The organism is Stenotrophomonas sp. YJH_SMC_81, from assembly GCF_059370875.1.
On sequence record NZ_JCAFUB010000002.1, the window covers coordinates 247128 to 261418 of the forward strand.

The following is a 14291-nucleotide window of genomic DNA, read 5'->3' on the forward strand; positions in this document are numbered from 1 at the left end:
CGGCAGGGTGCGTGATTGTCCGCGGCAGTGCAATCGTCGGTTCAGGAGCGCAGCACGTTGCCGCTTAGCGCGTCGCGGATCGGGGTTGGCTGGGCCAGGCCGCCGGTCTCGCCGTCGAGGAGGCCATCGAGCAGGCGCAGCAGGCGCGGATCGAGCTCGGCACGGCTGCGGGCCGGTGGTTCACCGGCCAGGTTGGCGCTGGTGGAGACCAGCGGGCCACCCCAGGCGCGGCACAGGGCGGCGACCAGCGGGTGGGCGCTGATGCGCACCGCGATACCGCTGTGTTCGCCGGTGACCCAGGGCTGCGCGTGCGGACCAGCCGGCAGGATCCAGGTGTTGGCGCCCGGCCAGCTGGCCAGCACCGCGCGCTGGCGGGCGTCGGGCAATGCCTGCAGGCGGACCCAGCCCTCCAGCTGCGACAGTTCGGCGGCGACCAGGATCATGCCCTTTTCGATCGGGCGCTGCTTCAGCCGCAGCACCGCGTGCACCGCGGCTTCATGTGACGGATCGCAGCCCAGGCCCCAGACCGCTTCGGTCGGATAGGCAATCACGCCACCGGCGCGGAGCGTGGCGACAGCAGAGTTCAGGGTGAGTTCTTTCATGACGGCGACCGGCCCGGCGTGGGCCTCCATTATCCCCCCGCTGCGTGCAGAAGGGGTGGAACGCGCCCGCTCGGTAGTGCCGGCCGCTGGCCGGCATCCGAGGCTTCCAGGTGTTGCCGGCCAGCGGCCGGCACTACCCCTCATCCGCGCATCGCGTGGATCTACTTCTTTGCAGCGGTCTTCTTGACAGCCTTCTTCGCCGGTGCCTTCTTTGCGGCAGCTTTCTTCACCGCCTTCTTGGCCGGCACTTTCCTGGCCGTGGCCTTCTTCGGCGCTGCTTCCTTCTTCACTGCAGCCTTCTTGGCCGGCGCCTTCTTCGCGGCGGCTTTCTTGGCGCCGAAGCCCTTGCGCACCGGCTTGCCGGTTTCTTCCATCAGCTGTTGCACTTCGGCCAGGGTCAGCGATGACGGCTCGCGATCCTTGGGGATCTTGCCGTTCATCTTTCCATCGCTGATGTACGGGCCGAAGCGGCCGTTCAGCACCTGGATGTCGCTGCCCTCGAACTCCTTGATGATCCGGTTGCGCGCGATCTCTTCCTTCTCTTCGATCAGGAATACGGCGCGGGCCAGGTCGATGGTGTACGGGTCATCTTCCTTCTTCAGCGAGGCGTAGGTGCTGCCGCGCTTGGCGAACGGGCCGAAGCGGCCGATGCCGACGCTGACCGGCTCACCATTGTCCTCGCCCAGCGCGCGCGGCATCAGGAACAGTTCCAGCGCGTCTTCCAACGAGATGGTGTGCATCGACTGGCCGGGGCGCAATGAGGCGAACTTCGGCTTTTCCTCGGCGTCCTCGGCGGTGCTGCCGATGGCAGCATACGGCCCGAAACGACCCAGCCGCACGCTGACCGGCTTGCCGGTCTTGGGGTCGGTGCCGAGCTCGCGCGCACCACTGGCCTCGGCGCGGTCGACCGATTCCTTCTTGTCTTCGACCAGTTCCTTGAACGGCTCCCAGAAACGGGCCATCAGCGGGATCCATTCTTCCTCACCGCGCGAGACGGCATCGAGCTCGTCCTCAAGCCTGGCGGTGAAGTCGTAATCCACGTACTGGGTGAAGTGGCTGGACAGGAACTTGGACACCGCGCGGCCCACGTCGGACGGGCGGAAGCTGCGGCCTTCCATTTCCACATACTTGCGGAACAGCAGGGTCTGGATGATCGAGGCGTAGGTCGAGGGACGGCCGATGCCGTACTCTTCCAGCGCCTTCACCAGCGCCGCTTCGGTGTAGCGCGGCGGTGGCTGGGTGAAATGCTGTTCGGCCAGGATGCGTTCCAGCGGGATGCGGTCGCCCGGCTTCATCGCGGGCAGCTTGCGGCCCTCATCTTCGTCCTCGGCGCTCTTGTTGTCCTTGCCTTCCTCGTACACGGCCAGGAAGCCGGGCACGACCACGGTGGTGCCGCTGGCGCGGAACACGTGTTCGCTGCCGGCCGACAGGTCGACGCTGACGGTGTTGAGCGTGGCCGGGATCATCTGGCAGGCCACCGCACGCTTCCAGATCAGCTCGTACAGGCGCCGCTCGTCGTCGGTAAGGAAGCGGGCGACCTGCGACGGCGTGCGCAGGGCCGAGGTCGGGCGCACCGCTTCGTGCGCTTCCTGGGCGTTCTTCGACTTGGTCTGGTAGGTGTTGGGCTGGTCCGGCAGCGAGGCGATGCCGTAGTCGCGGGCGATCACGTCGCGGATTTCCGCCAGCGCGTCCTGCGACAGGTTCACCGAGTCGGTACGCATGTACGAAATCAGGCCGACGGTGCCTTCGTCGCCGATGGCCACGCCCTCATACAGCTTCTGCGCCACCTGCATGGTCTTGCGGGTGGTGAAGCCGAGCTTGCGCGAGGCTTCCTGCTGCAGGGTGGAGGTGGTGAACGGCGGCGCCGGGCGGCGCTTGCGCTCCTTGCTGGCCACGTCGGTGACGTGCAGCGAACCCTGCGCGGCCTGCTGGATGCGCATGCGCGCCGCTTCAGCGGTGTCGCCATCGGTGACGGTGAACTGCTCGAACTTCTGCCCGTCCAGCTTGACCAGCTTGGCATTGAAGTGCTGGGACGGGTGCGCGCACTCGGCAGCGATCGACCAGTACTCGCGGGCGATGAAGGCTTCGATCTCTTCCTCGCGCTCGACGATCATGCGCAGCGCCGGGCTCTGCACGCGGCCGGCGGACAGGCCGCGCTGCACCTTGCGCCAGAGCACCGGCGACAGGTTGAAGCCGACCAGGTAGTCCAGCGCGCGGCGGGCCTGCTGGGCGTCGACGAGGTCGCTGGCGATCGCGCGCGGCTGGCTGATCGCTTCCTTGATGGCGCGCGGGGTGATCTCGGTGAACACCACGCGCTGCATCGGCTTGTCCTTGACCAGCCCGCGTTCCTTCAGGATCTCGGCGATATGCCAGCTGATCGCTTCACCCTCGCGATCCGGGTCGGTTGCCAGCAGGATGTCGTCGGCGCCCTTGGCGGCCTTCGCGATCGCATCGACATGCTTCTCGTTCTTGTCGATCACGTCGTAGTGCATGGCGAACCCGTTGTCCGGGTCGACCGCGCCTTCCTTCGGAATCAGGTCACGCACATGCCCATACGAGGCCAGGACGGTGTAGTCCTTGCCGAGGTATTTGTTGATCGTCTTGGCCTTGGCCGGCGATTCGACGATGAGCAGGTGCTTGGGCATGGCAGCAGTGTCTGTGGGGCGAGCCGCAGGGAAGGGGCCGCTAGGGTGGAGCAAACGGCCGCATTAGTGAAGCGGCCACGGACAAATCAATACGCTGAACGCCCGGTAGTGTGCCGGGCGTTCAGGTTTCACCTTATTAGAGGAATCACGCCCGGCCAGCCCCTGTCAAGCAGCCAGACGTGAGGATGGCCGTTCATGAGGCCATCTTGGCGATGAAGCCGACCGCAGCCACCAGCAGCACCAGGCCCGCGACCGTCAGCAGGCCGGTCAGTACCAGGATCACGATGGTGACCGTACCCAGCTCATGGCGCTGCAGCTGCGGCTGGTCGGTGTAGGCCCAGCGGTCGACCACCAGGGTGTCGCAGATCATGTCGTGCAGGCCCTGCTTGCGCTCGGTGAAGGCGGCCATCAGGAAGCCGATGCCCAGGGTGAAGCTGCTCAGCAGCATGGCCCAGTAGCGACCGAAGGCGCGGCCACGGGTCAGGCGGTCACCGTTGCTGCGCACGACCTTGATGCCGACCGCCATCTTGCCCAGCGTGGCGCCGCCCTGCGAGGAATGGAACCAGGTGTAGTAGGCCACGCCGATGGCCATGTTGATCAGCGCGCTGGCCAGCTGCGCGACGATTTCGATGGAGGTTTCGCCACTGCCCACCGCGCCCATGCTGGCGCCAAGCACCACGCCGATGATGGCGCCGATGATGCCGCCCGGCACGGCCAGCACGAAGTAGTCGATCATGTAGGCCGCGACGCGCTTCCAGAAGCCGGCGTAGACCACCTCGCCGCCGATCACCGGCCGCGCGCCACCGGCAGCGGCGGCGGCCGGGGCGTTGTAGGGCGAGCTGCTGAGCGCGCCCGTGCCAGGCAGCGGCGCAGTGCCGTTGTCGATGGCGGCGTAGTCGCTGCGCAGGTCGAAGCCGCCACTGGCAGTGGCGGTGCTGGCGTCGGCCAGCGTCTGCAGGCCCAGTTCATCGACCACCTGGCGCAGTGCAGCCCACTGGGCCATGCCTTCGCGCCAGACCAGGGTGTCCAGGTTCAGTTCGCCGCGCTGGAAGCGCTGGCGGATCTCCTGGACCGACAGCGGGCCCTGGCGTTGCTGTCCTACGGCGTAGTACCACTCAGTCATTGCATGTTCCCTGTTGGATCGTCCTTGGAGGTGCTGCCGTGCGCGTGGCTCAGCCGCGGCACGACGTCGGCAGGTACTTGTCGTCGCTTTCACCGCTGCATTCCCAGCGGCCGCTGTCGCGATCATATTCCAGCCACAGCAGGTCGCCATCGAGGCTCTTGCCGGGCACGGCCAGCGTTGCTTCGATGCCACAGTGACCGTTGTTGAAGCGGCCGATGTTCACCGCCGACAGGCCGGCCTGGGTGAAGTCACCCGGGGCCGGGAAACCGGCATCGTTGGCGCCGGGGCAGCGGCCTTCATCGTCGGCGAAGTGCTGCACCTGCTGTTTCAGCGGCTGCAGGGCATTGACCGCGGTCGCGATCCTGGCACGCACGGTGTAGTCGTTGTATGCGGGCAGGGCGATCGCCGCGAGGATGGCCATGATCGGTACCAGTACCAGCAGCAGGCCGCCGCCGATGATCGCGGTCAGGGCGCAACCGGAGAGCTTCTTCTTCGGCGGTGGCAGAACCCCGGCTGCCGCTTGGGTGGCATAGGGCGTGGACGGCGGCAGCACAGGCGGCTGCGGCGGAGGGGGGGCCACCGGTTCCGGTTCCGGCTCGGGTTGCTGGGCCGGCGCAGCAACGTCCAGTGCCGGCACGATCAGGCCCAGCTCGTCGACCACGGTACGCAACGGCTGCCATTGCGGCAGGCCGTCGCGCCAGACCAGGGTGTCCAGGGAGATCTGGTTGTTTCGGAACAACTCGACCAACTGTTCCGCCGGCAGCGGGCCTTGCTGCCGGTTGCCTTCTGCATGGAACCACTCGCTCACGGGGACGCTCCTGAATGCGCTATGCCCCCAAGTGTACGGTCAGTGAAGGGGTTCTGGCTCGTCCATGAACATCTGCGTCTCCATCCAGGCATAGGCCGCTTCGGAGCCGGGCTGGTTGAACAGCACCATCAGCACGACCCATTTCAGGTCGTCCAGGTCCAGTTCGTCCTGGTCCAGGGCCATCGCCCGGTCCAGCACCAGCTCGCGCTGGTCGGCGTCGAGGATGCCGTGCTGTTCCAGGTACAGCAGGAAGCCGCGGCATTCCACATCCAGCTTGTCCAGCTCGGGGCCATGGTAGATGCGCACGGGGCCGTCGACCCGCGCCTGGGCCACGCTCGGCCGCTGGGCGGCCAGGGCATCGAGCCAGTCGAACGCCTTGTTGATCTCGGTGGGGCTGAAACCGGCCTGGATCAGGCCGTTCTGCAGCGAATCGCGGTCACGGATCAGGTCCGCATCTTCGCTGAAATAGTGTTCAAACAGGTACAGCAGTACATCCAGGATGCTCTCTTTCATTGCCCCTCGGCCTGCGTCGCGCGACGCTGTGGAGGTGAAGAAACTAGGGAGTTCGACAGTAGCGGCCGTGTACGCACACCACGATTCCCGCCAGTTCCATGGCAAGCAGCATGGAGGACACCTGGGACGCCGTCAATCCACAGCGCGTGATCAGTGAATCCATACCGCTTGGGTTGTGGTCCAGGGCTCGCCACAAGCACTGGTAGTCAGGGTCGTCGGCCCAGCGCGCCGGCAGGAGGGCCGGCAGTGCCTGTTCAGTGGGGGTGACCAGCCGCGATTGCAAGCCCGGCAGCTGCTGGCGAAGGGCGGGGGCGAGCAGTTCCAGAACCTCCTCGGGGCGCTCGACCAGCGCCGCGCCCTCGCGGATCAGGCGGTGGCAGCCCGCCGCGCGCGGGTTGAGCACCGATCCGGGCAGGGCACAGACCTCGCGGCCTGCCTCGGCGGCCAGGCGCGCGGTGATCAGCGCTCCCGATCGCTGCGCGGCCTCGACCACCACGGTGGCCAGCGCCAGCCCGGCTACCAGCCGGTTGCGCGCGGGGAAGTGGCCTGGGCGGGCCGCCGTACCCGGCAGGTACTCACTGAGCACCACGCCCTCGGCGGCGATGCGCGCCTGCAGCCGGGCGTGGCTGTCCGGATAGGCGCGGTCAGGGCCCGTGCCGATCACCGCCACGGTGCAGCCACCGGCCTCCAGCGTGGCCTGGTGCGCAGCCGCATCGATGCCTGCGGCCAGGCCGCTGGTCACCGCCAGGCCCGCCTCGACGAAACAGCCGGCAAAACGCGCGGCCAGTGCGCGCCCGCCCGGGGTGGGGGAACGGCTGCCGACCAGCGCCACCGACGGGCGCCAGGCCAGGCTGGGGTCTCCGGCGACGAACAGCGCCAGCGGCGGGTTGGGCACCTCCAGCAACGAGGGTGGAAAGGCCGGATCGGTGCAGGGCAGCAGGTGATGGTTGTCCTGTTCCAGCCAGCGCAGGGCGGATGCACACGCCCGGGCGTCGGGACGTTCCAGCGCGGCGCATTGCTCCGGCGTGCAGCCGTGCGCGCGCCAGTTCGCCGGGCCTTGCGCGATGGCGGCTTGCGCACCGCCCGCGGCCTGCAGCAGGGCCCGTCGTGGCGCCAGTGCGCCTCCCGCCATCAACAGGCGCAGCAGCGCCTCATATGCATGCGTGGTCATCCCCCACTATCGGCCGCACGCAACAAAGGCGCCCTAGGGCGCCTTCGCATGTGATCGTCAGGTTTTCCCGCAGACGCCTGCCGGGCAGCGGCCGGCACGCCCGGCAACGGTTACTTTGCGTCCGGGTGCAGCGCGTTGTAACCCACCTGCACCGGCTTCACGCCCTGCATCACCAGCGCGTAGCTGACGTTGTCGAAGGTACGGAACACCATCGCGTGCGCGGCATACTCGTCCGGCAGCGAGACCCGGCCCGCGCCGGTGCTGAGCGAGTCGTCCATGCGCGAGGAGCCCGGGTACTTCATGCGGTGCGCCACATGGCGGCCCGGGCGCCACAGCGAGAACACGGTACCGTTGTCCACGCCCTGGGCACGGCCGGCCGAGATCGCGATCACGTCGCGCGGGCCACCGGCGTTGAACATGTCGGTGACGGCCAGCACGCGCACGTCCACACCCTCGACACCGGCAGCGGGTACATGAGGGATGAACTGCAGGTCGTACGGCTTGGCTTCGACCGGCACCAGGCGGTCACCGGCGCGCACTTCGCGGCCGCCGTCGTTCTTGTCCAGCACCAGCGTGGAGGCCTCGACCTTGCCGCCGGCAATCTGGGTGATGGTGCCGGTAGCGACCTGGGCCAGCTCGTAGCCGAGCACGCCACGGCGGGCGTTGGGCGCGTTGTAGGCCTTCCACAGGTTGCCGCTGCCCGGGGTCACGTCGCCATTGGCGGTCAGGTCTTCGGTCGGCTTGGGCTGGGCGTACCGCACGGTCGGGCGTACCACGGCCCAGCGCTGGCCCACCTGGGCATCGGCCAGGCGCACGTAGACGGTGTCACCGCCGGACACGCGCAGGCGGCTGTCCTCCAGGCCGACCACGTAGGGCAGCTGCTTGATGCTGTCGACAACGCTCAGCTGCTTCAGGAACGGCTCGACCTGGGCCAGCGGAATGGCGTCGATCGGGGCCTCCTGGCGCGGGCCGGCCTGGGATACGGTCACCCGGTCCAGGTAGGCCAGGCTCAGCACGTCACCTGGATAGATCAGGTGCGGGTTGGCGATCTGCGGATTGGCTTGCCAGATCTCCGGCCACAGCCAAGGCTTCTGCAGGAAACGTGCGGCGATATCCCACAACGTATCCCCTTTTCGGACCACATAGGTGTCCGGGTGCCCGCCATTCACTTCCACGGCGGTAGCATAGGCAGCCACGGTCAGCATCGCCGCGGCGACGACCGTACGAAAACGAAGCAACATAGGTGTGAAGCCCTGATTCCCCAACAGGTCCGCGCACTATAGTCCAGAAACCGGGGCGCAAGGCAAGCGTTGGAGCTAGAATCTGCGACGTATGCCGGCGTGCCGGCCCCCTATCCGGAAACAGCCATGGCCCTTCTCCCCATTCTCGAGTTCCCCGATCCGCGCCTGCGTACCAAGGCTGCGTTGATCGACGCCGCCGAAGTCACCACGCCGGCCTTCCAGGAACTGATCGACAACATGTTCCAGACCATGTACGACGCCCCGGGCATCGGCCTGGCGGCCACCCAGGTGGACGTGCACAAGCGCTTCATGGTCATCGATGTCAGCGAAGAAAAGAATGAACCGCATGTGTTCATCAACCCGGAAATCGTCGCCAGGGACGGGGGCCGGGTGTACCAGGAGGGCTGCCTGTCGGTCCCGGGCATCTTCGCCGACGTCACCCGCGCCGACACCATCACCGTGAAGTACCTGGACCGCAACGGCCAGGAACAGCAGCTGGAGGCCGGTGAAGTGCTGGCCACCTGCATCCAGCACGAGATGGACCACCTGGACGGCAAGCTGTTCATCGACTACCTGTCGCCGCTCAAGCGCGAGATGGTCCGCAAGAAGCTGGCCAAGCAGCGCAAGCACGTGGCGTGATCGCCCATCCGGGCCGCCCTTCGGGTGGCCCGTGCCTGCGCGACGCGCGCGGGCTGCACGGCGCCGGCCGACGGCGCCGTTTTCTTTCCTGCACGAATCCATCCTGCAAGTGGGGTAGCCATGAGGATTGTCTTTGCCGGTACGCCGGAATTCGCGGTGTCGTCGCTGCGCGCCGCGGCGCGCCACCACGAGGTCGTGGCCGTCTATACCCAGCCTGACCGGCCGGCCGGCCGTGGCCGTGGCCTGGCACCGTCGCCGGTCAAGCTCGAGGCCGTGGCCCGTGGCATTCCGGTCTACCAGCCCGAATCACTGAAGGACGAGGCTGCACAGCAGCAGCTGCGCGACCTGCAGCCGGACCTGATGGTGGTGGTGGCCTACGGCCTGCTCCTGCCCAAGGCGGTACTGGCGATCCCGACCCACGGCTGCTGGAACGTGCATGCCTCGCTGCTGCCACGCTGGCGCGGTGCTGCGCCGATCCAGCGCGCGATCCAGGCCGGTGACGCAAAGACCGGTGTGTGCCTGATGCAGATGGAAGCGGGCCTGGATACCGGCCCGGTGCTGCTGCACCAGGAACTGCCGATCGCTGCCACCGATACCGGTGGTCAGCTGCATGACAAGCTGGCCGAGCTGGGTGCACAGGTCCTGTCCGACGGCCTGGGCCTGCTGCGGGCCGGCATCAAGCCGATCGCGCGGCCGCAGCCGGAGCAGGGCGTGACCTATGCGCACAAGCTGGACAAGGCCGAAGCCCGTCTGGACTGGGCGCAGGGCGCCGATGTGCTGGCGCGTACCGTGCGTGCCTTCAATCCGTGGCCGATCGCCGAAGCGACGCTGGCTGGCGAACGCGTGCGCATCCATGGCGCAGTGGCGCTGGATGAGGCCCACGGCCAAGCGCCGGGCACGGTGCTGGCGGCCAGCCGCGATGGCATCGACATCGCCTGTGGCCAGGGCGCACTGCGCTTGCGTACGCTGCAGCGCGAAGGCGGCAAGGCGATCACCGCCGCCGACTACCTCAACGCCCGCCGTGATCTGCGCGTGGGAGCATAAGCGGTGTCGAAGCAGAACGATTTCTCCGTGGCCAAGGCGGCGCCGGGCGCGGCCACGCGCATGCTGGCCGCGCGTGTGCTGGCACAGGTGTTCACCCGGGGCCGTTCATTGAAGGCCGAACTGGCCTGGGCGCTGCCGAAGCTGGCCGACAGCCGCGATCGTGCCCTGCTGGAAGCGCTGTGCTTTGCGGTCCTGCGTCGCCGCAGTACCTATGACGCTGCCTTGCAGTCGTGGATGCAGAAGCCGCTGTCGGCGCGCGACGCCGACCTGCGCACCCTGTTGATGGTGGGCTTCGCCCAGCTGGACGTGCTGGAACTGCCGGCGCATGCGGCGCTGTCGGCCACGGTCGATGCCGCGCGTGCGCTGGGCCGTGAGCGCCAGGCCGGCCTGGTCAATGCGATCCTGCGCCGCGCGCAGCGCGAAGGTTTCCCGGAGCAGCCGGCGCGCGATGCCTTCCCGGAATGGCTGGCCGATGCGGTGGAGCGCGATTGGCCGGCACAGGCCGACGCGATTTTCAGCGCCAGCCTGCAACCGGCACCGTTGTGGCTGCGTGCCAACCGCCAGCACGGTGGCCGTGACAAGGCACTGGCGGCACTGGCCGAGGCGGGCATTGCCGCCGAACCCAGCGCGCTCTGCGCCGATGCATTGCGCCTGGCAGCCCCCGTTGCGGTGAACCAGCTGCCGGGTTTTGCCGACGGTGCACTGTCGGTACAGGACCTGTCGGCGCAATGCGCAGCCGACGCGCTGGCGCCCGCGACCGGCGCCCGCGTGCTGGACGCCTGTGCGGCGCCCGGTGGCAAGTCGGCGCACCTGCTGGAACGTGACCCCAGTCTGCGCCTGCTGGCGCTCGATATCGATGCGCGTCGCCTCGCGCGCGCCCGCGATACCTACACCCGCACCGGTGTGGGCGAGGGCGCGCAGACCCGGGTGGCCGATGCCAGCGATCCCGGGGCCTGGTGGGACGGCACGCCGTTCGACGCCATCCTGCTGGATGCCCCGTGCTCGGCCACCGGCGTGATCCGCCGCCAGCCGGACGTGATGTTCCACCGCCGCGCCGAGGACATCGATGCGCTGGTCGGCGTGCAGGCCCGCCTGCTGGAGGCCTGCTGGTCGATGCTGCGCCCGGGAGGCGTGCTGCTGTACGCCACCTGTTCGATCCTGCGCGCCGAGAACGTCGATCAGGTGCGAGCCTTCCTGAAGTGGCATCCGGACGCAGCGGCACAGCCTCTGGATGACACATTCGGCCTCGATTGCGAGGGGATTGCGCGCCAGCGCCTGCCGGGTGACAACGATGCTGACGGTTTCTTTTACGCGCGTCTGCTAAAAACAGCCTGACCCCGCTGACGTTCCGAGTCCCATGCTGAAATCCCGCGCGTCGCGCGAGACGTGGTTGTTCGTGGTGATGGCCCTGCTGGTGCTGGGGGCCGGGCTGGGCCTTCGTGATCCGTGGCCGTCGGACGAACCGCGCTTCGCGCTGGTGGCCAAGCAGATGTTCGACAGCGGGCAGTGGCTGTTCCCGCATCGCGGCACCGAGCTGTACTCGGACAAGCCGCCGATGCTGATGTGGTGGCAGGCCACGCTGTACAGCCTGGTCGGGCAGTGGCGCGTCGCTTTCCTGCTGCCGTCGCTGCTGGCGGCCCTGGGCACGCTGTGGTGCGTGGTCGACCTGGGGCGACGCCTGTGGACGCGGCGGGTGGGGCTGTACGCCGGCTGGGCGCTGCTGTTCGCGCTGCAGTTCACCTTCCAGGCGAAGAAGGCGCAGATCGACCCACTGCTGCTGCTGTTCATCACCCTGGCCAACTACGGCCTGCTGCGCCACCTTCTGCTGGGACCCAGCTGGCGCTGGTGGTGGCTGGGCTGGTTCTTTGCTGGCATCGGCGTGATCACCAAGGGCGTGGGGATGCTGGCGCTGCTGATGCTCGTGCCTGCGGCGATCGCCGCGGCGCTGCAGTGGCCACGGGTGGGACTGCATGCGCGCGACACGCGTTTCTGGCTGGCGCCGCTGGCCTTCCTGCTGGCGGTGTCGTTGTGGCTGGCGCCGATGCTGCTGGCCGGCTTTGCCACCGGCTCGGACGAGTACCGGGCCTACATGGACGACATCCTGTTCCAGCAGACGGCGCGGCGCTACGCCCATTCCTGGGATCACCACCAGCCCGCCTGGTACTTCCTGGCGACGATGCCGCTGATGTGGATCCCGGCGTTCCTGGCCCTGCCCTGGGCGATTCCGGCGTGGCGCCGCCGGCTGCGCCGTCGCGACCCGCGCTACCTGCTGCCGCTGGCCTGGTGGCTGATGGTGGTGCTGTTCTTCTCGATTCCGGCCGGCAAGCGCGATGTGTACATCCTGCCGGCGCTGCCGATGTTCTGCCTGGTGCTGGCGCCGCTGTTGCCTGGATTGCTGAGGCGGCTCGACGTTCAGGCCGTGGTGGGGGTGTTCACCGGCCTGCTGTCACTGGGCCTGGCCCTGGCCGGTGCGATGGCGGTGCTGGGCGAGCCGGCCTTCGAGCTGCGCCTGACCCACAGCCGCGGGCTGGCGCCCGGCGCTGTCGACGCACTGGCCTGGACGATCCTGGCGATGGGCGTGTGGGGCGGATTGAGCCTGCTGGCCTGCGGCCGTCGCCGGCATCTGGCGCTGGTGTCGACCCTGGGGATGGTCTGGGTGCTGTACAGCCTGGTCGGCTATCCGCTGCTGAACGATTCCAGTTCCGCCCGCGGCCTGATGCGCACGGTTGGTAGCCGTCTGGGCCCGGATGCCGAATTGGGGCTGGTGGCCTGGAAGGAGCAGCATCTGCTGCTGGCCGACCGTCCTGCAGCGACCTTCGGTTTCGAGACGGACTGGGACGAGCAGCTGATTGCGGCCACGCGCTGGCAGCGGCTGGCGCCCGGACGCCGCTGGTTGCTGGTGCACGAATACGCGATGCTGTCGTGCGTCGACCGCAACCGTTCTGAACTGGCCGGCGTGGCCAACCGGCGGCGCTGGTGGCTGGTGCCGGCAGCAGCGGTGAAGGTGCCCTGCGTGGTCACTGCAGAGGAGCGCGAACGTGAACGGCGTTTGCAGGAACATGACTAGCCACCACGATTCCGGCTTGTCCAGTCTGCCCAAGCGGGCCCAAAGGCAGTAAAACAGCAGGCTGGGACGGCCCCCGTTGGTCCTTCCCGTTCTTCCCGCAGATTGCAGCGATACTTCCCGACGTGCCAGCTTCACCGGACAACCTGAACCCCTTGGCCGGCGACCCGCTGGGCGTTCCCGCCGGCGGGCGTCACGGGGTGGCCCGCGGCCTGGCCCAGCTGGGCCTGTTCTGCCTGCCGGCACTGGTGCTGACCGTGCCGATCAACCTGCTGCCGTATGGCCTGCTGCTGCTGCTCAGCACGCTGCTGGCGCCGGAGCTGCTGTGGCGCGCGCGCGGCATGGCCGGTCAGCCGGTGAAAGTGCTGGCCTGGCTGATGCTGGCGGTGCTGGCGCTCGGCGTACTGTCGGTGGTGTTGTTCGAGCAGGGCCTGCGTGACGTCGACAACCGCTCGCGATTCGTGGTGATCCCGTGGATCGCGCTCTGGGTCTGCGCGCTGCGTCCCAACCTGCGGTGGCTCTGGTACGGATCATTGACAGGCCTGCTCGCCACCTTCGCGATGTCGCTGTGGCAGGTGCTGGGTGGCGCCGCGCGCGCAGAGTTGTTCACCAACGCCATCGTGCTGGCCGACATCGTGATGGTGTTGATGGTGCTGCTGGTGTTCTGTCGCCCGTCGCGGCGCTGGTCGCTGGTGATCCTCGGCATGGCCGCCGGCTGCGGCACCATCGTGCTGACCGGCAGCCGCGGCGTGTTCGCCGCCCTCCTGGCGCTGCTGGTGGTGCTGGCACTGAGCCTGCGCTGGCGCACCGGTGCGGCGCGCCTGTCGGTGCTGGCCGGCATGCTGGCGATCGGTGCGACCCTGCTGCTGTCGGTACCGGAGCTGCGTCACCAGGTGCGCCTGAGCGAGCTTCACAGTGACGTGCAGCGGATGGAACTGGGCGACAGTGATTCTTCCGCCGGTGCCCGCGTGGAACGCCTGCAGGTGGCCTGGGAGACCTTCCTCGATCACCCGCTGGTGGGCGTTGGCATCGGGCATTTCGACAGCGCGATGCTGCGCGTGCCGGTCTGCCGTGAGAATCCGGAAGAGTTGCGTTGCCACCTGGGGCATGCACACAACGATGTTGCCGAATGGGCAGCGACCCAGGGCGTACCGGGCCTGCTGCTGTTGCTGGCGGTGTATGGCATCCCGCTAGGGGTGTTCGTGCGGCTTCATCGCCGCAGCGGACGGACGACCTTCCGGGGGCCGGCCGCAGCCGGCATCATGCTGGTGATCACCTATGCGCTGTGCGGCCTGACCCAGTCGATGTTCGCGCACCAGATGACGGCCAGTTTCTATGTGACCCTGGTCGGCCTGCTGACCGGCCTGTCGATCGTCGAAGGCGCGCGCCACCGGGCAGTCACCGGGGCGTGACGCATCGGCGCGCCGGGCAGGGCCCGGCG

General features: G+C 68.2%; 12 protein-coding genes. 5 read left to right on the forward strand and 7 right to left on the reverse strand.

What is annotated here, in order from left to right; all coding sequences use genetic code 11:
* Nucleotides 1–41: 41 nt before the first annotated feature.
* The 7 genes from tsaC to AC5P8U_RS04765 form a co-directional block, all read right to left on the reverse strand.
* Nucleotides 42–632, reverse strand: a complete 591-nt coding sequence (gene tsaC / locus AC5P8U_RS04735; protein ID WP_005419629.1) for an L-threonylcarbamoyladenylate synthase type 1 TsaC — start codon at nt 630–632, stop codon at nt 42–44.
* A gap of 131 nt (nt 633–763) precedes the next feature.
* Nucleotides 764–3247 carry a DNA topoisomerase I gene (locus AC5P8U_RS04740; RefSeq protein WP_188240579.1) on the reverse strand — a complete coding sequence of 828 codons (2484 nt, stop codon included), beginning with the start codon at nt 3245–3247 and terminating at the stop codon, nt 764–766.
* 193 nt (nt 3248–3440) lie between these two features.
* Complete coding sequence (locus AC5P8U_RS04745) at nt 3441–4370, reverse strand: RDD family protein (protein ID WP_005419625.1); 930 nt, start codon at nt 4368–4370, stop codon at nt 3441–3443.
* Between the two features lie 49 nt (nt 4371–4419).
* Nucleotides 4420–5178, reverse strand: a complete 759-nt coding sequence (locus AC5P8U_RS04750; RefSeq protein WP_053496977.1) for a pilin — start codon at nt 5176–5178, stop codon at nt 4420–4422.
* A 39-nt stretch (nt 5179–5217) separates the two neighbouring features.
* A complete protein-coding gene (locus AC5P8U_RS04755; protein WP_005419622.1) occupies nt 5218–5691 on the reverse strand; it encodes a DUF494 family protein in 474 nt (157 codons plus the stop codon).
* A gap of 43 nt (nt 5692–5734) precedes the next feature.
* Nucleotides 5735–6862 carry a DNA-processing protein DprA gene (gene dprA / locus AC5P8U_RS04760; protein ID WP_072167259.1) on the reverse strand — a complete coding sequence of 376 codons (1128 nt, stop codon included), beginning with the start codon at nt 6860–6862 and terminating at the stop codon, nt 5735–5737.
* Nucleotides 6863–6972: 110 nt separating this feature from the next.
* The gene (locus AC5P8U_RS04765) at nt 6973–8103 is read right to left on the reverse strand and encodes a LysM peptidoglycan-binding domain-containing protein (protein WP_072167258.1); all 1131 of its coding nucleotides are present in this window, start codon (nt 8101–8103) and stop codon (nt 6973–6975) included.
* A gap of 126 nt (nt 8104–8229) precedes the next feature.
* Here AC5P8U_RS04765 and def point away from each other — a divergent pair, with 126 nt between their 5' ends.
* The 5 genes from def to AC5P8U_RS04790 all read left to right on the forward strand — a co-directional run bounded on the left by def (nt 8230) and on the right by AC5P8U_RS04790 (nt 14262).
* Entirely contained in the window at nt 8230–8742 is a 513-nt protein-coding gene (gene def, locus AC5P8U_RS04770; RefSeq protein WP_005419619.1) for a peptide deformylase, read from the forward strand.
* 120 nt (nt 8743–8862) lie between these two features.
* Nucleotides 8863–9786, forward strand: coding sequence for a methionyl-tRNA formyltransferase (fmt, locus tag AC5P8U_RS04775; protein WP_072167257.1), 924 nt, complete (start codon nt 8863–8865; stop codon nt 9784–9786).
* A 3-nt stretch (nt 9787–9789) separates the two neighbouring features.
* Entirely contained in the window at nt 9790–11121 is a 1332-nt protein-coding gene (gene rsmB, locus AC5P8U_RS04780) for a 16S rRNA (cytosine(967)-C(5))-methyltransferase RsmB (protein ID WP_065196856.1), read from the forward strand.
* A gap of 22 nt (nt 11122–11143) precedes the next feature.
* Nucleotides 11144–12853 carry an ArnT family glycosyltransferase gene (locus tag AC5P8U_RS04785; protein WP_188240582.1) on the forward strand — a complete coding sequence of 570 codons (1710 nt, stop codon included), beginning with the start codon at nt 11144–11146 and terminating at the stop codon, nt 12851–12853.
* A 152-nt stretch (nt 12854–13005) separates the two neighbouring features.
* On the forward strand, nt 13006–14262 hold the full coding sequence (locus AC5P8U_RS04790) for an O-antigen ligase family protein (protein ID WP_072167254.1): 1257 nt from the start codon (nt 13006–13008) through the stop codon (nt 14260–14262).
* The last annotated feature ends 29 nt before the right edge of the window (nt 14263–14291 follow it).